This window comes from Leptolyngbya sp. FACHB-711 (genome assembly GCF_014695615.1).
In the GTDB taxonomy this organism is placed as follows: domain Bacteria; phylum Cyanobacteriota; class Cyanobacteriia; order Elainellales; family Elainellaceae; genus Leptolyngbya_A.
Genome location: NZ_JACJOR010000404.1, coordinates 1 through 22,303, shown reverse-complemented (window position 1 = coordinate 22,303; position 22,303 = coordinate 1). Strand labels below are relative to the sequence as shown.

The following is a 22,303-nucleotide window of genomic DNA, read 5'->3' as shown; positions in this document are numbered from 1 at the left end:
GCCAGATTGTATCTTCTAATATTGAATTGTTGATGTTGAATTGCATCTGCTTTGAAGAAGATCCTGCGATACAGCCGCTAACGATATCGATCGCAATCCTATCCGATCGTGCCCCAAATCTTAGACAATCAGAGAGTTGTTTTATTGAAGCTGAAGCTGTGACTTCGATCGCCCGTCGCCTAGAACTATACACGCTCAAACGTCCTCAAGAAGTGTTGCTGGTTTATGCTGAGATTGAAGGAGAACTGGATGAGATCGCCATCTTTAAAGGGTTTTCGAGTTCGCTAATGCGTCCGACTGCCTACGATCCAGAGGTGCCTGTTTTACCAGAAAACGCGACGATTACGGCGATCGATCGATTGTATGGACCCTTTAACCCACAAAATCCTCGATACATTGAGCAGGGGCGATCGCTAGCAGATATAGAAGAATTGTTGGCGGAGATCGGGCTATAGGCTACCTCATTCCTCAATAAGTTAAACGCTTAAAGTTATACGGTTATACCTACGCAATTAGCTCACAACCGATCGGGTATAAATATTTGCACTGATTTCTCCGGATATACTGAGGTATTTTCAGAAAGAAATAGCATTCTTAGAGACTTAATCTTGCAGTTTAATTTTTAGAGGAAAGAGCAGTCAGAATTCGATCGCTGCTTTGTTCTAAATCTTGGTTGTCAAGATTTTGGTTGTCAGGATTTTTGTTATCAAGGTGTACGAAGCTAACGAAACAAATCCGGTTGAGCAGTAGTCCGTGCTACCAGGAGAGTATCTGGCTTGTGCAGGTTCGATCGCAATTAAGAATCAGGCAGCAATGGGTTGGATTAAGCAGGTCATTTGCAGCTTTGTCCAACAGGATTTCAACGGAATTTGATTCCTATTGAACGCAATTTGGCGCAATGTAAGAAAAACTAAACCGCGAGGTGAATTTCCTCCTGGCGGGCAACCGTGTTATTCTCCGCTTTGAGTGTGATGTATGGAGTGGTCTTTATGGTTTTATCGTCTGTACCGTCTGGAAAAATATCGCCTCCTGTTAACTTTGCTCTATCCAGCACTGGCTTGAATTGGGGAGCGATGACCCTTCCAGCCAAGTTGTTTGGTACAGATGGAATCCGAGGCAAGGTGGGAGATTTGCTTTCGGCGCCGCTTGCGCTTCAGGTGGGCTACTGGGCAGGGCAAGTGCTTCGTCTGCATAGCAGCAGTCACGGTGCGATCATCCTAGGTCAAGATTCCCGCAACTCCAGCGATATGCTGGCGATGGCCCTGTCCGCGGGTTTGACTGCTGCCGGACTAGAAGTGTGGAATCTGGGCTTGTGTCCCACCCCTGCTGTTGCTCAGCTGACCCATGCCACGGATGCGATCGGCGGCGTAATGATTTCTGCGAGCCACAATCCGCCCGAAGATAACGGCATCAAGTTTTTTGGCGCAAACGGCACAAAGCTGGCAACCGAACTGCAAGCAGCGATCGAGTCTGCTTTGCGCGGCGAAACAGACTGGGGCACAGAAGCTCTCTCCTCATCCTGGGGACAGCACTACCATCGTCCTGAACTGGTGAAAGATTATCTCGCCTCGCTCCGGCGTCCGCTGTTGTCCTACCCGAATCTGTCGGGTCTGAAGATTGTTCTCGATCTGGCTTGGGGTGCGGCGGCTCAGGTCGCTCCGATCATTTTTCAGCAAATGGGCGCAGAAGTGATTAGCCTCCATGCTGAACCCAAAGGCGATCGCATTAATGTTAACTGCGGCTCGACCCATTTGGAATCGCTCAAAGCTGCCGTTCTGACTCATAGCGCAGATCTAGGGTTTGCGTTTGATGGCGATGCCGATCGCGTCATGGCAGTAGACAGCACAGGTCGCACTGTAGATGGTGACTACATTTTGTATCTTTGGGGTCAGGCGTTGCGGCAGGCAAATCAGCTTCCCAATAACCTGATCGTTTCCACGGTGATGGCAAACCTCGGCTTTGAGCATGCCTGGAAGAAGCAGGGCGGATCGCTGATTCGGACGGCGGTAGGCGATCAGTATGTGCAGGCGGAAATGCTAAAGCAGGGTGCCATGCTGGGCGGCGAACAGTCAGGACACATTCTCTGTCCTCACTACGGCGTCTCGGGCGATGGCTTACTAACGGCTCTGCATCTGGCTTCGCTGATCAAGCGAGCGGGCACTTCGCTCACAGAACTGGTGGATCAAAGCTTCCAGACCTATCCCCAGATTCTCAAAAACGTGCGGGTGGAAGACCGGGAGCATCGGCTCAACTGGCAGCAGGACGACACACTTCAGCAGAAGATTGCTCAGGCAGAAGCGGTAATGGGCGATCGGGGTCGGGTGCTGGTGCGGGCATCGGGAACGGAACCTGTGATTCGCGTCATGGTAGAGGCTGAGAGTGCAGAGCTGACTCATTATTGGACGGAGGCTCTGGTGGCGGCGGTGCAGAAGTATGTGGGGTAGAAGGGTGGATGAGTGGAGCGGTGAGGAAATGGGGAGATGACGGAGTGAGGAGATAGGGGGAGGACTCCGTTTGGTTTCGGCGATCGGGTAGAATAGCTCAGCAGCAGTTCACCGATGCGAAGGCGTTCCCCTTGGGGTAATCACAGTTCTCTACATTGTTTTAGGTTCCCTATTTCTGCATGAATCAGCTCAACAACGCTCTGACGCTCTTTTTTAGCCTGCTGGTTGAAGCGATTCCGTTCCTGCTGCTGGGGGTGCTTTTTTCCAGTACGCTGCTGCTTTTTGTAGATGAGCGGCGGTTAATTCAGCTTGTGCCGAAAAACCCGCTGCTAGCAGCATTTGTGGGCAGTTTGATTGGTTTCCTGTTTCCGGTGTGCGAGTGCGGGAACGTTCCCGTAGCGCGACGGCTGATCGTGCAAGGTGCGCCAGGAGCAATGGCGATCGGCTTTTTGCTGGCGGCTCCGACGGTGAATCCGATCGTGTTTTGGGCAACATGGACAGCGTTTCGCGATCAGCCGGAGCTAGTGTTTTTGCGGGTGGGCTGTTCGCTGCTGATTGCCACGGTGATTGGCTGGGTGTTCAGTACGCAGGCAGATTTGCGTCCGCTGATGCAGCCTGCGATCGCCCGTGCGATGCCCGTTCCGTCCGAAAAACCCTCAAAAGGCAAAGGCAAGCATCAGGACAACAGTACGCCAACGCTGCTCCAGTCCGGCACGTTCATTCTGGGACAACAGGAGCAGCCTTTTCGTTTAGACGGCAATCTGGCTGCGATGGCTGCACTGCCAGAGAATCCTGTTTTGTCAAAGCCCTTTGCCGATCGCCTGCGGCTGATGGTAGATAACATTATTCAAGAATTGCGCGAACTGGGTGGCATTTTGATTTTGGGAAGTGCGGTAGCGGCGATCGTGCAAATTGCAGTTCCGCGTGAAGTGGTGCTGGGGCTGGGACAGGGGCAGGTTAGCTCGATCGTGGCAATGATGGTGTTGGCTTGCATAGTGTCGATTTGCTCGACAGTGGATTCCTTTTTTGCGCTGTCGTTTGCCTCGACGTTTACCACTGGATCGCTGCTGGCGTTTCTGATCTTTGGTCCCATGATCGACTTGAAGAATATTGCGCTGCTGCTGTCGGTGTTTCGGACAAGGGCGATCGTTTACCTCTTCTTGCTGGCGGGGCAAATGACGTTTCTGATAGCGTTGCTAGTAAATCTCTACGTTAGCTAGCCCTGAACCAAAGCTAGCCCTGAACCAAACTTTTTCTGTTGCAGACGTTTTCTCTTTTCCGATTGATATGACCCTAAGTTCAAAGCCGATCGCTCCTCGCTTGCTCTGGCTGCAACCCCTGCTGGATGTGCTGGCAATTCTTGCTTGGGGTGCGCTGCTGCTAAAGTATTGGCTGACTGGCAAAATTAACGTGCTGCTGCATCCGGGCTATATCTGGCTGGCATATTCTGCCGGATTTTTTCTGGTGGGATTGGGTCTGTACAAACTGGGGCAGTTTCTCTGGCGAATGCGTCGCTCGAATCGGCTTAGACCCACGGCAATGCCCGCTCACTTTTCCCTGTTTCCGCCGGGATGGAGTAGCGGCTTACTGTTAGCTGTCGCACTGTTTGGCTTGCAGTTTACGCCCCAGCCGTTTGCCAGCGATGTTGCTCTTAATCGAGGCGTAACTGACACGCTGAGCATGACCCGATCGCAGCCCCAAGCCTTTCGCGGCAATAAGCGTCCCGAAGACCGATCGATCATCGAATGGGTGCGAACACTGAATGTGTACCCCGAACCGGATGCTTACAAAGGGCAAAAAGCAAACGTCGATGGATTTGCGATTCACCTGCCCAGCTTGCCAGATGATTATCTGATGATTTCTCGCTTCGTGATTACCTGCTGTGCTGCGGATGTGTATCCGGTCGGTTTGCCTGTGAAGCTTGCTGGCAGCCGTGCCGCTTACCCCGCAGATCAGTGGTTTCGAGTAGAGGGCAAGATGATTACAGAGACGATCGACAATAAGCGGCAGCTTGTGATCCAGGCAGAGCGGCTTCAGGCGATTCCTAAACCGCAAAATCCCTACGACTACTAATATAGCGATCGAGGGGTTGATTAGGACAGAATATAGAGGTATCTCTCCTCACTCAACACTCCTGTCATGCCGAGTCCCTACAGCGATGACCTGCGTCAAAAAGTGCTCGATGCCATTGATATCGGATACTGCAAAACTCACGTCAGCCGCTTGTTTAACATCAGTCGCAACACGATCGACTTATGGCTCAAACGACGGGAGGAAACGGGTTCGGTTAGTGCCATTCGCGCTTACCGACGGGGTCCTCAAGGGAAGATCGCCGATTTGGAGCAATTTCGAACCTTTGCCTCTGAGCATGGACATTTGACCCAGAAGGGGATGGCAGCGCAGTGGCATGAATCGATTAGTGACCACACCATCAGCAAGGCCCTCAGGCGGATTGGTTTCACTCGTAAAAAAAGAGCGATGGCTATCAAGAGCGGGATGAAGCGCAACAGCAAGCCTTCCTAGCTCATTTGCAAACGTATGCAGCAGAACAACTGGTTTACGTCGATGAAGCAGGGGGGGATGACACGGAAGACTATGCCTACGTTGGTATGCTCAATCTGAGCGGGTTGAGGCATTGAAGTTAGGGCACCGCACCCAGCGGGTCAGTATGATTGCTGCTTGGTGTCATCGTCAAGTGGTGGCACCGCTGACCTTCAAGGGTTACTGTGATACGGCTTTGGTGGAAACCTGGATACAGCAATGTCTGGTCGGGCAGTTGAAGCCAGGGCGAGTCGTCGTGATGGATAATGCCTTTAGACACCTGTCCTAACCAACCCCTCGATTGCTATATTCCTCTTCCATCATATACGGAAGGAATAATTAGACTGGAAGAGTAAATGTACTTGGTCTGGCTCAGTGATGGTTGACCCCCGTGCGGCTCGTCCTACCCTGCGATTTGTGGATGAGTATTGTGAAATGTACGCTGACTTATTTCCTGAAGTGCGGAGCTTCGAGTCCTTCAAATACCTGCACGTCGGGATGATCTCAGAGCTCAAGCGCAAGACTTTACCTGCCATTGCCAAAGTTGTTGGGTTAAACAATGAACAAGGCTTACATCACGTGTTGACGAAGTCTCCCTGGTCGGTTGCTCGATTGCGACAAACTCGACTCAAGTTGATTCTGGAATTGGTGAATGAGCAAAGCATGATATTGCTGATTGATGAAACCGGAGATTGCAAAAAAGGCAACCACACCGATTACGTCAAACGACAATACATTGGCAACGTGGGCAAGAAGGAAAATGGAATTGTTGCGGTCACTGCTTACGGGCTATTTCAGGGCATGATCCTACCGTTAAGCTTTGACGTCTACAAACCCAAGGAGCGACTCAAAGCAACGGATGACTATCAAAGCAAACCGCAAATTGCTGCCCGAATGATTCGACAATTGCAAGCAATGGGATTTCACTTTGAACTGGTGCTGGCAGATAGTTTGTACGGTGAAAGCAAAGTCAACTTCGTGAATGTGCTAGACGAGTTGAAACTGCCCTATATTCTGGCGATTCGCAGTAATCATGGGTTGTGGTTGCCTCAGGAAGAGGAAGTTTATCAAGAGCCTTGGCAATGCTTTGAGCGCACCTTTAGCAATGGCACCAGGGAAACACGCTACATGGCAGAGGTGATTTATGGCAAACGTCGTCGCAAGCAATATTGGTTATTGACGACAGACCCGCAAACGTTACCGGACAACTCCACCTCGTTTCTCCTGGTTGCTGCGCCAGCCATCAAACTCAAGGAGATTGGCGACCACTATGGCTTTCGAACTTGGATTGAGTATGGACTCAAGCAGAGTAAAGATGCTCTGGGTTGGGCAGACTTTCGAGTGACCGACTACAAGCAGATCGAGCGGTGGTGGGAGATTGTCATGAGTGCCTTCACGATGGTCAGTCTATTTGCCGATGCATTTAACCGAGAATGTCCCTTGTCGCATCAGGTGTTTACTCAACATCCGTGGTGGGACAAGCAACGGGGATGGAAAAACCTGCTCAACAATTTGCGCTTGGTACTTGAACCGTGGATTGCTTTCAACCGGCTCAAACGCTGGTTAGGTGTATTTCAACTGCCAAGTCTGGTGCAAGGATTTGCCCGATTAATTGAGCAAGTGCAGCAGTTTTATTGCCCAGTGATTCACGACTTACTGCTGCGCCGCATCCTATTTAACTCTGCGTAAATGATGGAAGAGGGATATGCTGTTGAAGGCGCAGTCATTATTTGAAGATTTGAATCATCCATGCACCCACTGCTGAGATTCCGTGACGAAACGCTTTTGCAGCAAGCCCTGACCCATGACTCCTATGCCAACGAACATCCCGGCGAGCAGGACAATGAGCGGCTGGAGTTTCTGGGCGATGCCGTTCTCAACTTTTTAAGTGGCGAGTATCTGTATGAGCGTTTTTCAAACTTGAAAGAGGGTGAACTGACTCGCTATCGGGCTGCCCTGGTGGATGAAGCACAGCTCGCCCAGTTTGCCATCGCGATCGGTCTAGCTGACAGAATGCGATTAGGCGAAGGCGAAAGCGAAACAGGTCGGCAAAAGGCAAGATTACTGAGCAGCACTTTTGAAGCTGTTGTGGGAGCCTACTATCTCGATCGCCAAAAACAGCTCAGAATGCTACGTCCTCATATTCACAATCTGTTTGACGGAGTGCCGTTTAGAGTGCTTTCAAGTCGAGCAGATAAACATCCTAAGAGCCGCCTTCAGGAATTAGCCCAGCTCAAATTTGGAACGCTGCCTCAATATGTTCCGAAAAGAATTGGAGGAACTGATCATGAACCCCTGTATAGAGCACGGGTGTATATCGGAGAGCAAGTTTTTGGTGAAGGCAGGGGAGGCAGTAAAGAGGCCGCAAATACACAGGCAGCAGAAGATGCACTGAAACGAATTGAAGATGGTTTGCCGTGAACAGCTTTAGCGAAGCCGTATAGTCGGGTGAGATCCAGCAGGGGAATTCTAAAAAATAAATACCAGCTTAATCTGCCAATTGTTCTCTTCACGAATAATCTGAATCTCGCGAATAAACTCCCGGAAATAAAATCGGCGTTCGGCTTCGGATAGATCCAGCCAGAATTGGGGGATTGAAACCACTTGAGCGATCGTTTTCAGGTTCACTGGAGGCAATTGTGCCAGCTTTACCTGGAGATTTGCCATTTCGGTTCGCAGTTTGTAGGCGCGAAGGTCAGCGGTTTCTGAGTCCAAAATATCTTGCTGCACCAGAGACGGCAACTGTTCGAGGATGGCTTGTTTGGCACTGATCTGGCCTGAGATGCCTTGCTGAATACCGTCAATATCGGGAAGGGGTGCGGTGTTTACTGCCTGAGGGAGATCCTGACAAACGCGATCGATCGTGCGTTCCAACACTTTCTGATAAGGAATGGCGCGGCATTTGGGCTGATGTTCACAGTTCACCGGACGCAAATACAGATATTCCGGGTGAGCGCGAGTTGCTTTGACACGGCTGATTTTCATCGCCGATCCGCAGTTGGCACAGGTGACGAGTCCCGACAGTGATCGCGGGGCACTGGCAGAGCGAGCAGGCATTCGCCGATTGCGCCGCAGCAGGCGATCGACCTGAGCCGCTTCGTCTCGTGACAAAATGGGCGCGTGGGTATCCTGCACCGTTTCTCCGTTGTGGTAGCGCAGATCGCCGCGATACACCGGGCTGGTTAGCCAGCGTTTTGCCGTGGAAGCCGAAATTTTTTTGCCGTATTTCTTTTGCAGATAGCGCACGCTGCTTCGCAAAGAGCCATAAAGCAAAAAGTGCTCAAAGAAATCTTTCACCACGGGAGCCGTACTGCGATCGATCGTGTAGCGGTCTTTGCCACGCCGATAGCCGTAGGGAGCTTTGCCGGGAGGCGGCAGGGTTTTGATGCGATTTTGGGCATGACCCCGCTTCAGCTTGCGGCTAGCATGGCTTTGCTGAACCGTTTGCAGCAGATGCAGCACATCCGATCGACGTAGGGGCTGATCGACTGATCCAATGGGTTCTGCGATCGCAATCAGAGGAATGTCAAGCTGCTCAAATTCCCGTAGGCGCTCGCCCACCTCTTCTACACTGTCGCCCAGTTCTTCCAGATGACGCACCAGCACACAAGCGACCGTTTCAGTTTGACAATCGCGCACAAGCTGCTGAAGCTGCGGTCGATTGCTTTCAGCGGAAGCCTGTTTTGCGCCCCCCAAATCCTGATAGATGCGATCGATCGTTCTGCCCCAAATCGCTCGATCGGGCACTGCCTCAAAGAGTGGATCGGTGTAAGCGTAAGCCAGCACGATTCCAGAGTCGATGCTTGAATAAGCGGTCATTGTGGCTTTTTATCGACTAAAACAAAGCTCTTTTAGCGTCTGTGTACAAGTCGTGTTGTGTACAAGTCATGCTGTGTACAGAGTCGTGTATAGAGTAGCCAAAATCGGGAGGAAAAAGAGCGATGCGAAGCAGTTTTTGCTTGGAGAAAATTAGGTACAGCACAGCGTTGTGAAGCTTCAACATAAAATTGTTCCTTCGAAGAATTGATTGAGCGTTAAGCGATCGAGCAGAAAACTTAAGAAAGTTAGAACTTCTTAACTTGAACTGCGTCTTACCCCGCCAACCTGCGAAAAATCTGGATTTGCAGGAATAAAACCCCTAGAATTATCAAATGATCTTGCGCGGATAGATTATGAGCTCCACCCTGCATCCTTCAGACGACGCTTTTCCTTCTAACACTCTGACCGAGGCAGAATTTGACGATATGACGGTTGATAGTGCCTCTGATTTATTTTTGCGTCATCGACTGCGGATCGTGGAGGATCTGTGGGAAGCAGTTTTACAGCAGGAATGTGGTCAGCAGTTGGTCGATTTGCTGCATCAGCTGCGATTGATTTACGCGAAAAAAGAAGGCGTTCAAGAAGCGATCGAATCCTCTGCGCTAAAGGTTATCGAAGCCCTGGATTTAAACGAAGCAATTCGGGCTGCCCGTGCGTTTGCGCTCTATTTTCAGCTGATTAATATCGTTGAGCAGCACTATGAGCAGCGCGGACAGCAGCAGCAATATCGAGCTGCCTACGAGCAAGCTGGGGGCAGATCCCTGGTGTTTAACGCAACTCCTTCAACGCTCGAAGATGCAGAGTCAAACGGCAGCAACCTCCACGCTGACCTGCTGGAAAGAACGCTCCATGATTCTTCAGAACGTCGCGAAGCCGTTACCCTGCAAGGACTGCTGCCCCGCCTGCGTGCCCTCAACGTGCCGCCCCGCTTGATTCAGCAAATTATTGACAACCTTGATGTGCGATTGGTCTTCACCGCACACCCCACGGAAATTGTGCGCCACACGATCCGTGACAAGCAGCGACGCATTGCCAACATTTTGCGGCAGCTCGATCGCGCTGAGGAAAATCTGAAGGTGGTTGGGTTGTCTTCTTCCTGGGAAACCGAGGATTTGCGCGATCGACTCACGGACGAAATTCGGCTCTGGTGGCGGACGGATGAGCTGCACCAGTTCAAGCCGACGGTGCTGGACGAGGTAGACTACGCGCTGCACTACTTCCAGGAAGTGCTGTTTGATGCGATTCCGCAGCTTTATCAACGCTTCAATCGATCGCTCAAAGCCACGTTTCCCGATCTGCGTCCGCCGAAGTACAACTTCTGCAAGTTTGGCTCCTGGGTCGGTTCCGATCGCGATGGCAACCCGTCTGTCACACCAGAGATTACCTGGAAAACGGCTTGCTATCAGCGAAACCTGGTGCTCTCGAAGTACATCAACTCCGTCAAAAACCTGATCAACTTGCTGAGTATGTCGCTGCACTGGAGTGATGTGCTGCCTGAACTGCTGGAATCGCTAGAGCAGGATCAGGTTCAGTTGCCAGAAGTGTATGAGCAGCACGCAATTAAGTTTCGCCAGGAACCCTATCGACTGAAGCTGGCATACATTCAAAAGCGGCTGGAAAACACGCTGGAGCGCAGTCAGCAGCTTTATAACAGCGATTATCTCCAGGCAAAAGCGATCGAGGAAACGCCAACCACTTTTTATCGATCGGGCACAGACTTTCTGGCAGAACTCCAGCTCATCCAGCGCAACCTGAAGGAAACCCGGCTAGACTGCCGCGAGATGGATCATCTGATTTGTCAGGTGGAAATCTACGGCTTTTTCCTGGCCCATCTCGACATCCGGCAGGAAAGCAATCGCCACTCGGATACGCTCACTGAAATTATTGACTACTTACAAATCCTGCCAACTGGCTATAGTGATTTGCCCGAAGACCAGCGGATTATTTTTCTTGCAACTGAGCTGCAAACCCGCCGTCCGCTAATTCCGAGCGAGCTGCCTTTTTCGGAGAAGACCAAGGAGACGATCGAAACGCTGCGGATGGTGCGGCGACTTCAGCAGGAGTTTGGCACTGATATTTGCCAGACCTACATCATCAGCATGAGCCATCACGTCAGCGATTTACTGGAAGTGCTGCTGCTGGCAAAAGAAGCCGGGCTCTACGATCCTGCAACGGGAACCGGAACGCTTCATGTTGTACCGCTGTTCGAAACGGTCGAGGATCTTCAGCGTGCCCCGGCAGTGATGCAGCGTTTGTTTGAGCTGCCGTTTTACCGGGCTTCTTTGTCAGGTGACTATGCCGGACGCGAGGCGGAATCGTCTAATCCGGTGAAGCCGCTTCAGGAAGTGATGCTAGGCTATTCCGACAGTAACAAAGATTCGGGTTTCCTCAGCAGCAATTGGGAAATTCACAAGGCGCAGCAGGCACTTCAAATGATTGCTGAACAGTATGGCGTTGCCCTACGAATCTTCCACGGTCGCGGCGGTTCTGTAGGTCGGGGTGGTGGTCCCGCTTATGACGCAATTCTGGCACAGCCCGGACGCAGCATTGACGGACGCATCAAGATTACTGAACAGGGCGAAGTGCTGGCATCAAAATACAATCTGCCGGAACTAGCACTCTACAACCTGGAAACCGTGACCACTGCCGTGCTGCAAGCCAGTCTGCTCAAGAGCGGCTTTGATGACATTGAGCCGTGGCGCGAAGTTGTGGAAGAGTTGGCGGATCGATCGCGCATCCACTACCGCAAGCTGATTTATGAACAGCCTGACTTTCTCGACTTCTTCCTGTCCGTGACGCCGATCGAAGAAATCAGCCAGCTTCAAATCAGCTCTCGTCCGGCGCGTCGGAGTGGTGGGCAAAAAGACCTGACGACGCTGCGAGCAATTCCCTGGGTGTTTAGCTGGACGCAAACCCGATTCCTGCTGCCCTCCTGGTACGGGGTGGGAACGGCAATTCAAAGCTTCCTGGAAGAAGAACCCGAAGAAAACCTGAAGCTGTTGCGCTACTTCTATTACAAGTGGCCCTTCTTTAAGATGGTGATTTCCAAGTGCGAAATGACCCTCTCCAAAGTTGATTTGACGATCGCCCATCAATACGTCCAGGAACTCTCGCCCCCGGAGGATTTAGAGCGATTTGAGCGCGTGTTTGAGCAGATTGCCAGTGAGTATCACCTTACCCGCGATCTAGTGCTGATCATCACCGGACATAAACGGCTGCTTGATGGTGATCCCGATTTGCAGCGATCGGTGCAGCTGCGAAACAGTACGATCGTGCCGCTGGGCTTTTTGCAGGTATCGCTGCTGAAACGGCTGCGTCAGCACAAGTCTAGTTCTTCGGGCGTGATTCGATCGCGCTACAGTCGGGGCGAACTGCTGCGCGGCGCACTGCTCACGATCAATGGCATCGCCGCTGGAATGCGAAATACGGGCTGATTAGTTTGGGGTAAAGGTTGGGCTAAAAGTTGGGCTGATTTGATTTTGCTCTGACTAGAATGGAACTAGTTTCACGATCGATTCAGCCCATTTCAATCCATCTCAGATTCAGCTATGAGCAAGTCAGAAGTTCGAGGGCTCGTCAACGAAGTCAAAGCGCAAGTGAGCATTCTGGCTGCTTTTATTGCACTGATGTGGGGCTTAGAGATCATTGATACGGGGCTGAGTGGCTTGCTAAATCAGTTTGGGATTTTGCCGCGATCGATCGTTGGGCTGCGGGGCATTGTGTTCGCGCCTTTTCTGCACGGCAACTTTCCCCATCTCATCGCGAATACGGCTCCGTTTCTGGTGCTGGGCTGGTTGGTGATGCTGCGCCGCACAAACGATTTTTTTGTAGTCAGCGCGATCGTCATGCTGATCGGTGGGCTGGCAACTTGGCTGGTCGCTCCACCTTTTACGCTGCATATTGGCGCAAGTGGCGTGATTTTTGGCTATTTGGGGTTTCTGCTGTCGCGGGGCTATTTTGAGCGGCGAATTGGCTCGATTTTGTTTTCGATCGTCGTTGGGCTGATGTATGGCGGTTTAATCTGGGGCGTGTTACCGGGAATGCCCGGAATCTCGTGGCAGATGCACCTGTTTGGCTTTATTGGCGGCATTGTAGCGGCACGACTGCTGGCAGAACCGAGAGCAAAACGCCGATCGTCCAGGGATTTTTGAGGGGATTGCTGCAAGGTTTCCTTAAAGATTACCGGATCGCAGGTATCGCCTCTCAAGCCCCTTCTCAGCTGCCAAAGCGGAACTGCAAGCTCTTGACAAACAAATAAGAATTATGATGAGGAAGAGCAGTGGTTAAGCTGTTCGATCGATCGCGTCAGTTATTGTTGAGCCAGTTTTTGTGAATATTTCCACAACTCCCGATCTGCGTAGCCTGTTTCCGTTCAAACTCGATGACTTTCAAGAAGAGGCGATCGCCGCGCTGAATGCGGGAGAGTCTGTGGTCGTTTGTGCCCCAACCGGATCGGGAAAGACCCTGATCGGGGAGTATGCCATCCATCGAGCACTGGCAAAGGGCAAGCGGGTTTTCTACACCACCCCGCTCAAAGCCCTTTCTAACCAGAAATTGCGTGACTTCCGGGATGAGTTTGGAGCCGATCGCGTCGGTTTGTTGACAGGAGACTTATCGCTGAATCGGGACGCACCGATTATCGTGATGACGACCGAGATCTTCCGCAATATGCTCTACGGTACGCCGATTGGTCAGGTAGGAACTTCGGTCATTGATGTGGAAGCGGTGGTGCTGGACGAATGCCACTACATGAACGATCGCCAGCGCGGGACGGTGTGGGAAGAGTCAATTATCTACGCGCCACCTGGAATTCAGTTGGTTGCTTTGTCTGCCACGATCGCCAACAGTGATCAGTTGACCGACTGGATCGATCGGGTGCATGGTCCCACCAAGCTGATTTATTCGGACTTTCGCCCGGTTCCGCTTCAGTTTCATTTCTGCAATCCGAAGGGGCTATTTCCGCTGCTAAACGATAGCCAGAAGGCAATTAACCCACGACTGAAGCCTAAGGGGGGCAAACCTCGCGGACGGCAGGAGGCTCCCTACATCGAATTTGTGTTGGGTCAGCTTCAGCAACGCGATATGCTGCCTGCGATTTATTTCATCTTTAGTCGGCGAGGCTGCGATCGAGCGGTGGAAAACCTTAGCCATCTCACGCTGGTCAATGACCGAGAAGCGGCAACACTGAAAGAGCAGATCGACGCATTTTTAGAGCGAAATCCAGAAGCCGGACGGGTAGGACACATCGAATCCCTTTATCGCGGCATTGCTTCGCACCATGCGGGCGTTTTGCCTGCCTGGAAAGGACTGATTGAAGAGCTGTTTCAGCAGGGCTTAATCAAAGTCGTGTTTGCAACAGAAACGCTGGCAGCCGGAATCAATATGCCTGCCCGAACCACGGTGATTTCCAGCCTTTCTAAACGAACCGATCGCGGGCATCGCCTCTTGAATGCCTCCGAGTTTCTGCAAATGGCAGGACGGGCAGGGCGACGCGGCATGGATCTTCTGGGTCATGTGGTTACGGTACAAACTCCCTACGAAGGCGCGACCGAGGCGGCGTATCTGGCAACATCAAAAGCTGATCCGCTGGTGAGCCAGTTTACGCCCAGCTACGGCATGGTGCTGAACCTGCTGCAAACCCACTCGATCGAAGAAGCGCAGAATCTGGTCGAGCGCAGTTTTGGTCACTATTTAGCAACGCTGCATCTAAAGCCCCAGCAGCAGGGCATTAATGATCTGATTGCCGAAATTGAGCTTCAGCGATCACAAATTAAAGAACTTAATGCTGACCTGGTGGCGCAGTACGAAAAGCTGAGCGATCGGTTACGGGAAGAGCGGCGGCTCCTGAAAACTTTGCAGCATCAGGCAATGGAAATGCAGGCGGATCAGGTGGCAATGGCGGTTGCTTTTGCCGTATCGGGAACGCTGCTGACGCTGAAAACTAAGCAAATGTCTGTGCCTTTGCCTGCCACGCTGGTCATGAAAGTGCCGGGATCGGGACAGTTCCCCTATCTAGTTTGCTTAGGGCAGGATAATCGCTGGTATGTTGTCGCTGTTTCCGATGTCATCGGACTCCATGCCGAGTATCCGCGTCTGTCGCAGGTTGATCGCCTTACCCCGCCCGAAGATTTGCCGCCGAAAGTCGGTTCGATCAAGCGGAGCGACGAAAATACGCTGGCGATCGTCCGTCAAATCCCCGTGGTTGACTTAGAACAGGATGCCGCTCCAGAAGTGGAAGAACAGCAGGCACGGGTGACAGCGATCGAGGAGCAGATGCAAAATCATCCGTTGCGGAAGCTGGGCGATCCGGGCTATCTGATCAAGCGGCAAAAGCGCATCTGGAAGCTGGAAGAAGAGCTTGAAAGTCGGAAAAGCAAGTTTGCTCAATATTCTCAACGCTACTGGCAGGAATTCCTGAATTTGATGGAAGTTCTGGGACACTTCGGCTGCCTGGCAAACAACAAGCCAACGCCGCTCGGACAGGTTGCCGCCGCGATCCGGGGAGACAATGAGCTATGGCTGGGGCTAGCACTCGCATCGGGCGAACTGGACAGGCTGGAACCCCATCACCTTGCTGCCGTCTGCGCTGCCCTCGTCACCGAAGTGTCCCGTCCCGATAACTGGACTCGCTACGAGCCTTCCGGCGAAATCGGAGAGGCACTCAGCGAAGTCTGGAGCGTGCGGCGAGAACTGCTGAAGCTTCAGCGTCGCTACCAGATCGCCTTCCCCGCCTGGCTGGAGTCTGACTGGATCGGGCTAATCGAACAGTGGGCACTCGGCATCGAATGGCAGGAGCTTTGTAGCCACACTACCCTGGACGAAGGCGACGTGGTGCGAATTTTGCGGCGAACCGTAGACTTCCTTTCGCAGGTTCCTCACGTGCCGTATATCGCCGATGAGCTGAAGCAAAATGCGCGTCGCGCCATTCAGTTGATCGATCGCTTCCCCGTGAACGAAGCTACAGACTAAGCGGATGTGATGAATAAACCTCTTACAGGAAGGATTTAGGGAGCACTGCAGCTCCTCAACCAACCCCTAACGCTGCTGCTGCTGATACAGCACAATCAAAAAGCTCACGCCCAATAGTCCCAAAATCATAATCTGGGGCAGATACCGCTGAAACCAGAGCGAAAAAGACGCGGGACGAGCCGATCGAACGGGCTGAAACGGCTGGCGATCGTCATGGTAAAGGGTACATTCCCTGGCGTAGGGACGCTGAGGATAGTTGCAGGTGTCGTCGGCGTGATAGGTGCAGCTATCGCAAAGATACTCAGACCCAATTGCCTGATGCAAGGTAATTCCCGGATGTCCATGCGCTTTTAGCGTGGTTCGGCAAAAGGGACAGGCGATCGCCTGGGGATCAACAGGCTGATTACAACGAGGGCAAGTTGGCATCAGAGGCAAAGCGGCGAAAAGTTTAATCGAAACTTATATCGAAACAAAGCAAAGGCAGGGCGAAATTCTGAAACAGTCCAAAAGGGCAAACTCAGCTTTAGTTCATCTTCGCCTATCCTCAGCCCAATTGCCCAGGCGAGAAGCGATCGCCGTTGGGTTTTCAAAGTCTCCCCTCGCTCTTTGAGAGCGGTAGATGAAAAGCCTTTTAGAGCGGCAGGTCAAAAGCTGGGGAATTTAGGAGGCAATGCAGCTATCTTCTGCAACTCCAAAAACCGCTTTCAAGGATACCGCTTTCGCACCTGATACCGAGCCGCTCCCACAATTTCCTGATTGCCTGCTCCCATTGCTTCTGCAAAGCGAGTGTCGGTCTGCTCAAGGACATCCGCAGGAACGCTCTTCCAGGCTTCCATGCTCTCCCAGTGAATGACGGCAATCACTTCATCAAGCTGGTCAGGGCTGATCCAGACTTCCTTGCGTAAAAAACCTGGGTACTGCGAGAGGATTGCCGTCCAGATTTCATCATCTTTTTGCACAAACTTTTCTCGAAGCTCCGGCATGACGCGAAACTTCAGCCATTCAATTACCATGCCTTTTTCATCCTGCATACGTCTCTGGATCTTTTCGTCATTCTACAGTTTGAGAGTTCGGGGAATACGGTAGCGTCAATGTTCGACCGGGTGGCAAATTTGCCAGAATAAAGCTACGGGCAAAAATGCTCTCATGGCTTCCTGCAAGCAGACGGTTTGCTTGTTGCGCTTCTGAGAGCCATCAGCCAGATTTCACGATGGGCAGCTTACTGTCTTCTAGCTAGCCTCTTCAGGCAGACACCAAGGAATCAGCATGGACAATAATCTTCTGAGAGAATTGATTGCGATGGGAATCAATACTACGTCCCAGGTTGCCGACAAACTGCGGGAGGTGAGCGACCAGCTTGTCAAGGACGGTCGAATTGACCCGGAGCAGGCAGCCCATCTGGCAAATGAAATTATGCAGCAGATCAAGTCTGAACAGACGAACTGGGAAGCCCAGATGCAGCGACAGCTCCGCAATATGCTCCAGGATCTGGGTGTGCCGCGCCAAAATGAAATGGATGAACTGCGCGGACGGCTCGATCGCCTGGAACGACAGGTGCGCGATCTCGAAAATCGGCTTTGGCGATAGAAATTTGCGATTTTGAGCGGGTTTGCCAGGGCATCAAGCAGTAAACTGAGGGATGAGGCTGAGGAATGTGCCTGATTGATTATTTTTGGTCATTCCGTTGAAAAAACCTGAGAAAAACAGGAGGACTGCTTTGCGAGAAATTTTGATTAGCTTCGGCGTGATGCTGGCGTGTCTGGTGATCATTGTTGCAGCTCAATTGACAAACCGAGGTGCAGAGGCAATTGCCGTGCCCGCATCCAGCCCAGTGAACGCTCCGACGATCGCTCAAGTTTCAACCGCCCCTTCTGTAACTGCCCCTGATACGATAATTGCTATGGCTGACGAAAATCTGGCGAATGAAAATCAAAACGTTGTCACGACGCCTTCTGGCTTGAAATATATTGATGAAGTCGAGGGCAGCGGCGCGACTCCTGAAGCAGGGCAGACGGTGTACGTCCACTACACGGGCACACTGGAAAACGGCACGAAGTTTGATAGCTCCCGCGATCGCAACCGTCCTTTCTCGTTCCGGCTAGGTGCAGGGCAAGTGATCAAAGGCTGGGATGAAGGCATTAGCACGATGAAGGTGGGCGGTCAGCGTCGTTTGATTATTCCACCGGATCTGGGCTATGGCGCAAGAGGTGCAGGGGGTGTGATTCCGCCCAATGCAACGCTGATTTTTGATGTGGAACTGCTGAAGATCGGCTAATTGCCCTCACGATAAAATTTCCAGAAATCCTGATCAACTCAAAACCATTGAGAAAAAAGAGAGGCGTTCGATCGAGCGTCTTTTCTCTTTAAAGGGCTTCGTTTAATCGGCTTCGTTGAGTAGGATTAGTCGATTGCTTGCTACGATCGCGTTGGAGCCGCCAGATTTCTAAAGCGAGTAAACTGAGGCTCAAACAGCAGCTTTACAGTGCCCACGGGACCATTTCGGTGTTTGGTGAGGATGACTTCGGCAATGCCGCGATCGGGCGTATCCGGGTTGTAATACTCTTCGCGGTACAGCATCATCACGAGGTCGGCGTCCTGCTCGATCGAACCACTTTCTCTGAGATCCGACATCATTGGGCGTTTGTTCGTTCGTGATTCAACCCCACGGCTGAGCTGCGACAGGGCAATAATGGGAACCTGCAATTCACGCGCCAGGCTTTTTAGCGATCGCGTCATCTTAGAAAGTTCCTGCACCCGGTTATCGCCAGAGCCTTCCATCAGCTGCAAATAGTCGATCAAAATTAAACCCATTGCTCCACCCTGTTCGGCTTGCAAGCGGCGGGCTTTCGATCGCATCTCAGTCACGGAGATATTCGGCGTGTCGTCAATGAAAATTGGCAGTTGAGACAGGGTGCTGATAGCGTGTCCCAAAGGCTCCCATTCAGTTTGGGCAATGCGACCCGATCGCAATCTGCCGCTCTCGACCTGTGCCTCGCTAGACAGCAGACGATAAACAAGCTGCTCTTTGGACATTTCCAGGCTGAAAACGGCGATCGGCAGCTTGTGAAAGGCGGCAATGTTGCGGGCAATATTGAGAACAAAGCTGGTTTTGCCCATCGAAGGACGACCCGCTGCGATGATCAGATCCGATCGCTGAAAACCTTGGGTCATGGCATCTAGATCGTAGAAGCCGCAGGAAATTCCGGGCAGTACCAGACCGAGCGATCGGCTTTCAATGTCAGAGAAAGTGGAGGTGAGGATGTCTGATGTGGCGATAAGTGCCTGAGTGGGGCGAACCTGGGTGATGTTAAACACTTTTTGCTCTGCCTGATCGAGGATCTTTTCGATCGGAGAAGCAATGTCGTAGCCCAACTGAGCCACTTCGGTTCCCACATAAATCAGCTTGCGGCGCAGATACTTATCCATCACAAGCTGGGCGTACTGATCGATATTGACCGCGCTGACCGTGCGATCGACCAGTTCGGCTAAGCGAGTCTGTCCGCCAATTTTTTCCAGCAGTCCGTGGTCATAGAGCCAGGTGGTGACGCTCATCAGGTCGGTGGGTTTGCCCTGGGCCTGGAGCGTGGTTGCCGCCCGATAGATTTCCTGATGGGCACTGATGTAGAACGCTTCGGGACGCAGGATTTCTAGCACTCGCCCGATCGCTTCCGGGTCAAGCAAAATTCCGCCCAGAATGGCTTCTTCGGCATCAATGTTTTGGGGCGGAACTCGATCGCTATAGCCTTGAAAGTTAAGTTCGTGCATCAGACCCGACATGGAAAGAACGCTTAGCAGGACAGGGAAAATCAGTACTTTCGTACTAAGTCAGCTTGGTACTCAGTATTCTATCCTTACTCGGCTCGCCTGAATGCGATCGATCCGCAAATTCATCAAATGTCTGTTTACTCCGTGTTAAACAGCAGAATATCAAACAGCACAAAACAAGGGGCTTTAGCCCCCCGTCTGCACCAGTCATGGCGAAACTTTGGAATCGCCCTACCGCAGGGGAACCACCTGAATGTCGATCGTTGCTGTGACTTCGGGGTGCAGCTTGATGTCGATCTTGTAGGAACCCAGCGTTGAGATGTCGGGAACACTGATGCTGCGGCGATCGATTTCCAGACCCAGATTGCTTTGCAGCAGATCGACAACTTCCTGTGCCGTCACCGTACCGAAAATTGCATCGCCTTCGCCCACCTGCTTTGAGATCGACAAACGGCTGGATTTTTCCAGGGTTGCCTTTTGGGTTTCTGCTTCTTGCCTGAGCTCGAGCAATCTTTGCCGCTCAGCTTCTCTGCGACGCTCGACCTGCTTGAGAATGCCGGGAGTCGTGCGGACTGCAAACCCCTGTGGCAGCAGATAGTTCCGGGCATAGCCGGGAGCGACCTCTACCACATCGCCTGCCCGACCTAATTTGCTTACGTCTTGATTCAAGACCAACTGAATACGCTTTGCCATAGCCTTTCCTGTACGCTTGCGGTACGCTCTATTCCGATTAAAAGATTGCCAGCATATCATCGTAGCGAACTGAGACAACCGATCGCAAGTTATTTTTGAGCAACTTTGAGCCACGCGCTCCTAATATTCTCCAATTTGTCGCCCTATAATGCTCTAGGTATCAACGATCGCGCCCAACAAGCTACACCCAAAAACTTGGCGTTTATCTGGCAGTGCCCGCAAAGATTCACTCAATTCGCAGGCAAAGACAATTCGCAGGCAAAGATATGAGTACAACCATTAAGCTGGATGCAAATCACCTAAATCGGCTGGATCTCTCGCCCGCTCAGACGGTGATTGAAAAATGGATTACAGACGGGTCGATCGGCACTCAGGGGCAGCAGATTTGCTTTGAGATTGACTTTCCGCGTGAGCCAGAAGATCCGCGAGAGCTGTCTGAGGTCCCAGAAGTGCGCCTCTGGTTTATCCGGCTGGATGCTCGCTATCCCTGGCTACCCTATCTACTGGACTGGGAAGCAGGCGAACTGGGACGCTACACGGCGATGCTGGTTCCGCATCAGTTCAGCCCCACTGAGGGAATTCAGTTTAACCCGGAGGCTCTGGAAATCTTTGTGATGGGAAAGGTTTTTGTGCTGATCGACTGGCTCCAGCAGCAGGGCAGCTTTAACCGCACCAAAGTAAAGTTTCTGACGCAGATGGTGGGCTATGAAATCGACGATGCCTTCTTTGACCTGATTGGCGCGTAGGCCAGAACGGATCGATCAGGAAATAATTTCAATCAGGAAAGAATTGTTTTGGAGACAATGCGCGTCTTCTTGCGGTCGGCCTCGGTCAATTCCTCCCCAGACTGAAGGCGGGTTGCGGTTTCTTGCAGAACAGTGGCTGCGCCCTGATCGCCCATTTGCAGCGCGGTTTTTGCAGCGGACTGAAGCAGAGTTGCGGCTCCAGCTCGATCGCCCTGCTGGAGCTTGCTTTCAGCGATTTGGGTCTGGCGATATTTTGCCAGTGCCAGAATGTGCTGCTGCACCTGATCATTGAGCGCGGGTTGATAGTTTTGCTGGGTCATTGCCTGGATCGGAATTCGTTCAGACTGCAGCCCTTCTGCCCCAATCAGTGGATCGTCGTAGCGCACCTGAACCTCGGCGATTGTCTCTGTGCCTTCGGGCAGCGTACCGATGTAGAGGTTGGCAAGAACCACACGCGGCACGTCAATCATTAAATCGCCTAATCGAACAACATACTCTGCACCCTGCGGGGTCACGGGCAACTCGATCGTGTCGGGAATGACCTGGGCGATCGGTTTGAGTTCTGCCAATCGCACCTGGGGCTTGAGGGTTAGCAGCAAATGGGCATTGGTCAACCCGATAGACTGCATTCGGGTAAACAAACGGCTAAACTCGCTAACGGCGGCTTCGGGCTGCTGAATGTAAGAGAGCGTTCCGCCTGCTGCATCGGCAATTTGCTCCAGCACGTCTTGATTCCAGCGATCGCCAAAGCCAAGGGTATTCAGGGTCAGGTTGTAGCTTGCAGCCAGGTTTGCCAGTTTCAGGCAGCGATCGTTATCACCGTGCTCGTTTTCCCCGTCGGTCAACAAAAATGCCTGGGAAATTGCGTCTTTTTTGCCTTTTGCAAGTTCTTCGATGCCGAGCCGCATTCCTTCGTCGATCGCCGTGCCGCCGCTGGCTTTGATGCGGTTAATCTCAACTTTGATATCAGCAGGATGATCGATCACCTGATTCGGAATTAGCACTTTGGCTTTGTGATCAAACACAATGACCGAAAGCCGATCACCCGGAGACAGGCTATCCACAATGCGATGCGTCGCTTGCTTGACGGTTTCGAGGGGTCGCCCGTTCATTGAACCGCTGTGATCCAGGATCAGGCAAAGGTTAAGCGGAGCAGTTCTGCCGATCGATTCGGGCAGGGCAGACAGGGAAACGGCAAGCTGTCTTTGGTGGTTTGCCTGCGCCAGGTTGAGATGGGCATCGCTCAAGGCTGCCTGTAAACCCACTCGCATAACGATCGCTCCTGGAAATGAAGAGGTGAGGATAGCGGTTAAAAAAGGTACTTCA

General features: G+C 52.1%; 20 protein-coding genes and 1 pseudogene. 14 read left to right on the top strand and 7 right to left on the bottom strand.

Annotated features, from left to right (window positions below):
• The first annotated feature begins 158 nt into the window (after window positions 1-158).
• The 8 genes and pseudogenes from H6F80_RS17315 to rnc all read left to right on the top strand — a co-directional run bounded on the left by H6F80_RS17315 (window position 159) and on the right by rnc (window position 7,406).
• Entirely contained in the window at window positions 159-455 is a 297-nt protein-coding gene (locus tag H6F80_RS17315) for a DUF7734 family protein (protein ID WP_190792771.1), read from the top strand.
• Between the two features lie 618 nt (window positions 456-1,073).
• A complete protein-coding gene (gene glmM, locus H6F80_RS17310; RefSeq protein WP_199296646.1) occupies window positions 1,074-2,444 on the top strand; it encodes a phosphoglucosamine mutase in 1,371 nt (456 codons plus the stop codon).
• 179 nt (window positions 2,445-2,623) lie between these two features.
• Complete coding sequence (locus H6F80_RS17305; RefSeq protein WP_190792769.1) at window positions 2,624-3,664, top strand: permease; 1,041 nt, start codon at window positions 2,624-2,626, stop codon at window positions 3,662-3,664.
• 67 nt (window positions 3,665-3,731) lie between these two features.
• The gene (locus tag H6F80_RS17300; RefSeq protein WP_190792768.1) at window positions 3,732-4,517 is read left to right on the top strand and encodes a TIGR03943 family putative permease subunit; all 786 of its coding nucleotides are present in this window, start codon (window positions 3,732-3,734) and stop codon (window positions 4,515-4,517) included.
• Between the two features lie 66 nt (window positions 4,518-4,583).
• Window positions 4,584-4,967, top strand: coding sequence for an IS630 transposase-related protein (locus tag H6F80_RS17295; protein ID WP_190792767.1), 384 nt, complete (start codon window positions 4,584-4,586; stop codon window positions 4,965-4,967).
• 94 nt (window positions 4,968-5,061) lie between these two features.
• Window positions 5,062-5,274, top strand: a pseudogene (locus tag H6F80_RS17290) (transposase); the annotation flags it as partial.
• 89 nt (window positions 5,275-5,363) lie between these two features.
• Window positions 5,364-6,674 (top strand): IS701 family transposase, encoded by a 1,311-nt coding sequence (locus H6F80_RS17285; protein WP_190792765.1) that lies wholly within the window; start codon window positions 5,364-5,366, stop codon window positions 6,672-6,674.
• 60 nt (window positions 6,675-6,734) lie between these two features.
• Window positions 6,735-7,406: a ribonuclease III gene (gene rnc / locus H6F80_RS17280; protein WP_190792764.1), complete on the top strand. Its 672-nt coding sequence runs from the start codon at window positions 6,735-6,737 to the stop codon at window positions 7,404-7,406.
• 48 nt (window positions 7,407-7,454) lie between these two features.
• On the opposite strand, the gene H6F80_RS17275 is transcribed toward rnc, so the two are convergent.
• On the bottom strand, window positions 7,455-8,804 hold the full coding sequence (locus H6F80_RS17275) for a recombinase family protein (protein WP_190792763.1): 1,350 nt from the start codon (window positions 8,802-8,804) through the stop codon (window positions 7,455-7,457).
• Window positions 8,805-9,157: 353 nt separating this feature from the next.
• Here H6F80_RS17275 and ppc point away from each other — a divergent pair, with 353 nt between their 5' ends.
• The 3 genes from ppc to H6F80_RS17260 all read left to right on the top strand — a co-directional run bounded on the left by ppc (window position 9,158) and on the right by H6F80_RS17260 (window position 15,773).
• The gene (gene ppc, locus H6F80_RS17270; protein WP_190792762.1) at window positions 9,158-12,238 is read left to right on the top strand and encodes a phosphoenolpyruvate carboxylase; all 3,081 of its coding nucleotides are present in this window, start codon (window positions 9,158-9,160) and stop codon (window positions 12,236-12,238) included.
• A 114-nt stretch (window positions 12,239-12,352) separates the two neighbouring features.
• A complete protein-coding gene (locus H6F80_RS17265; RefSeq protein ID WP_190792761.1) occupies window positions 12,353-12,955 on the top strand; it encodes a rhomboid family intramembrane serine protease in 603 nt (200 codons plus the stop codon).
• Between the two features lie 178 nt (window positions 12,956-13,133).
• Complete coding sequence (locus tag H6F80_RS17260; protein WP_190792760.1) at window positions 13,134-15,773, top strand: DEAD/DEAH box helicase; 2,640 nt, start codon at window positions 13,134-13,136, stop codon at window positions 15,771-15,773.
• Between the two features lie 66 nt (window positions 15,774-15,839).
• Here the strand turns inward: H6F80_RS17260 and H6F80_RS17255 are convergent, their stop codons facing one another.
• The 3 genes from H6F80_RS17255 to H6F80_RS17250 all read right to left on the bottom strand — a co-directional run bounded on the left by H6F80_RS17255 (window position 15,840) and on the right by H6F80_RS17250 (window position 16,804).
• On the bottom strand, window positions 15,840-16,199 hold the full coding sequence (locus H6F80_RS17255) for a zinc ribbon domain-containing protein (RefSeq protein ID WP_190792759.1): 360 nt from the start codon (window positions 16,197-16,199) through the stop codon (window positions 15,840-15,842).
• Window positions 16,199-16,363 carry a hypothetical protein gene (locus H6F80_RS29465; protein WP_206755087.1) on the bottom strand — a complete coding sequence of 55 codons (165 nt, stop codon included), beginning with the start codon at window positions 16,361-16,363 and terminating at the stop codon, window positions 16,199-16,201. Before H6F80_RS29465 ends, H6F80_RS17255 begins: the two co-directional genes overlap by 1 nt.
• 114 nt (window positions 16,364-16,477) lie before the next feature.
• A complete protein-coding gene (locus H6F80_RS17250) occupies window positions 16,478-16,804 on the bottom strand; it encodes a TIGR03792 family protein (RefSeq protein ID WP_242067418.1) in 327 nt (108 codons plus the stop codon).
• A gap of 235 nt (window positions 16,805-17,039) precedes the next feature.
• Here H6F80_RS17250 and H6F80_RS17245 point away from each other — a divergent pair, with 235 nt between their 5' ends.
• Together H6F80_RS17245 and H6F80_RS17240 are read left to right on the top strand one after the other, a co-directional pair.
• Window positions 17,040-17,360 carry a phasin family protein gene (locus H6F80_RS17245; RefSeq protein WP_190792758.1) on the top strand — a complete coding sequence of 107 codons (321 nt, stop codon included), beginning with the start codon at window positions 17,040-17,042 and terminating at the stop codon, window positions 17,358-17,360.
• Between the two features lie 130 nt (window positions 17,361-17,490).
• A complete protein-coding gene (locus tag H6F80_RS17240; RefSeq protein ID WP_190792757.1) occupies window positions 17,491-18,048 on the top strand; it encodes an FKBP-type peptidyl-prolyl cis-trans isomerase in 558 nt (185 codons plus the stop codon).
• A 140-nt stretch (window positions 18,049-18,188) separates the two neighbouring features.
• On the opposite strand, the gene dnaB is transcribed toward H6F80_RS17240, so the two are convergent.
• The gene (dnaB, locus tag H6F80_RS17235) at window positions 18,189-19,550 is read right to left on the bottom strand and encodes a replicative DNA helicase (protein ID WP_206755086.1); all 1,362 of its coding nucleotides are present in this window, start codon (window positions 19,548-19,550) and stop codon (window positions 18,189-18,191) included.
• Between the two features lie 219 nt (window positions 19,551-19,769).
• On the bottom strand, window positions 19,770-20,231 hold the full coding sequence (rplI, locus tag H6F80_RS17230) for a 50S ribosomal protein L9 (RefSeq protein WP_190792756.1): 462 nt from the start codon (window positions 20,229-20,231) through the stop codon (window positions 19,770-19,772).
• 266 nt (window positions 20,232-20,497) lie between these two features.
• Between rplI and H6F80_RS17225 the strand changes: the two genes are divergently transcribed.
• Entirely contained in the window at window positions 20,498-20,977 is a 480-nt protein-coding gene (locus tag H6F80_RS17225; RefSeq protein ID WP_190792755.1) for a CRR6 family NdhI maturation factor, read from the top strand.
• Between the two features lie 32 nt (window positions 20,978-21,009).
• On the opposite strand, the gene H6F80_RS17220 is transcribed toward H6F80_RS17225, so the two are convergent.
• On the bottom strand, window positions 21,010-22,303 hold a 1,294-nt coding region (locus H6F80_RS17220; RefSeq protein ID WP_518523602.1), incomplete at its 5' end, for a vWA domain-containing protein.

Coding starts and splice junctions, on each gene's coding strand:
- glmM (WP_199296646.1), top strand. CDS start 1,074: ATGACCCTTCCAGCCAAGTTGTTTGGTACAGATGGAATCCGAGGCAAG.
- H6F80_RS17305 (WP_190792769.1), top strand. CDS start 2,624: ATGAATCAGCTCAACAACGCTCTGACGCTCTTTTTTAGCCTGCTGGTT.
- H6F80_RS17300 (WP_190792768.1), top strand. CDS start 3,732: ATGACCCTAAGTTCAAAGCCGATCGCTCCTCGCTTGCTCTGGCTGCAA.
- H6F80_RS17295 (WP_190792767.1), top strand. CDS start 4,584: ATGCCGAGTCCCTACAGCGATGACCTGCGTCAAAAAGTGCTCGATGCC.
- H6F80_RS17285 (WP_190792765.1), top strand. CDS start 5,364: ATGGTTGACCCCCGTGCGGCTCGTCCTACCCTGCGATTTGTGGATGAG.
- rnc (WP_190792764.1), top strand. CDS start 6,735: ATGCACCCACTGCTGAGATTCCGTGACGAAACGCTTTTGCAGCAAGCC.
- H6F80_RS17275 (WP_190792763.1), bottom strand. CDS start 8,804: ATGACCGCTTATTCAAGCATCGACTCTGGAATCGTGCTGGCTTACGCT.
- ppc (WP_190792762.1), top strand. CDS start 9,158: ATGAGCTCCACCCTGCATCCTTCAGACGACGCTTTTCCTTCTAACACT.
- H6F80_RS17265 (WP_190792761.1), top strand. CDS start 12,353: ATGAGCAAGTCAGAAGTTCGAGGGCTCGTCAACGAAGTCAAAGCGCAA.
- H6F80_RS17255 (WP_190792759.1), bottom strand. CDS start 16,199: ATGCCAACTTGCCCTCGTTGTAATCAGCCTGTTGATCCCCAGGCGATC.
- H6F80_RS17250 (WP_242067418.1), bottom strand. CDS start 16,804: ATGCAGGATGAAAAAGGCATGGTAATTGAATGGCTGAAGTTTCGCGTC.
- H6F80_RS17245 (WP_190792758.1), top strand. CDS start 17,040: ATGGACAATAATCTTCTGAGAGAATTGATTGCGATGGGAATCAATACT.
- dnaB (WP_206755086.1), bottom strand. CDS start 19,550: ATGTCGGGTCTGATGCACGAACTTAACTTTCAAGGCTATAGCGATCGA.
- rplI (WP_190792756.1), bottom strand. CDS start 20,231: ATGGCAAAGCGTATTCAGTTGGTCTTGAATCAAGACGTAAGCAAATTA.
- H6F80_RS17225 (WP_190792755.1), top strand. CDS start 20,498: ATGAGTACAACCATTAAGCTGGATGCAAATCACCTAAATCGGCTGGAT.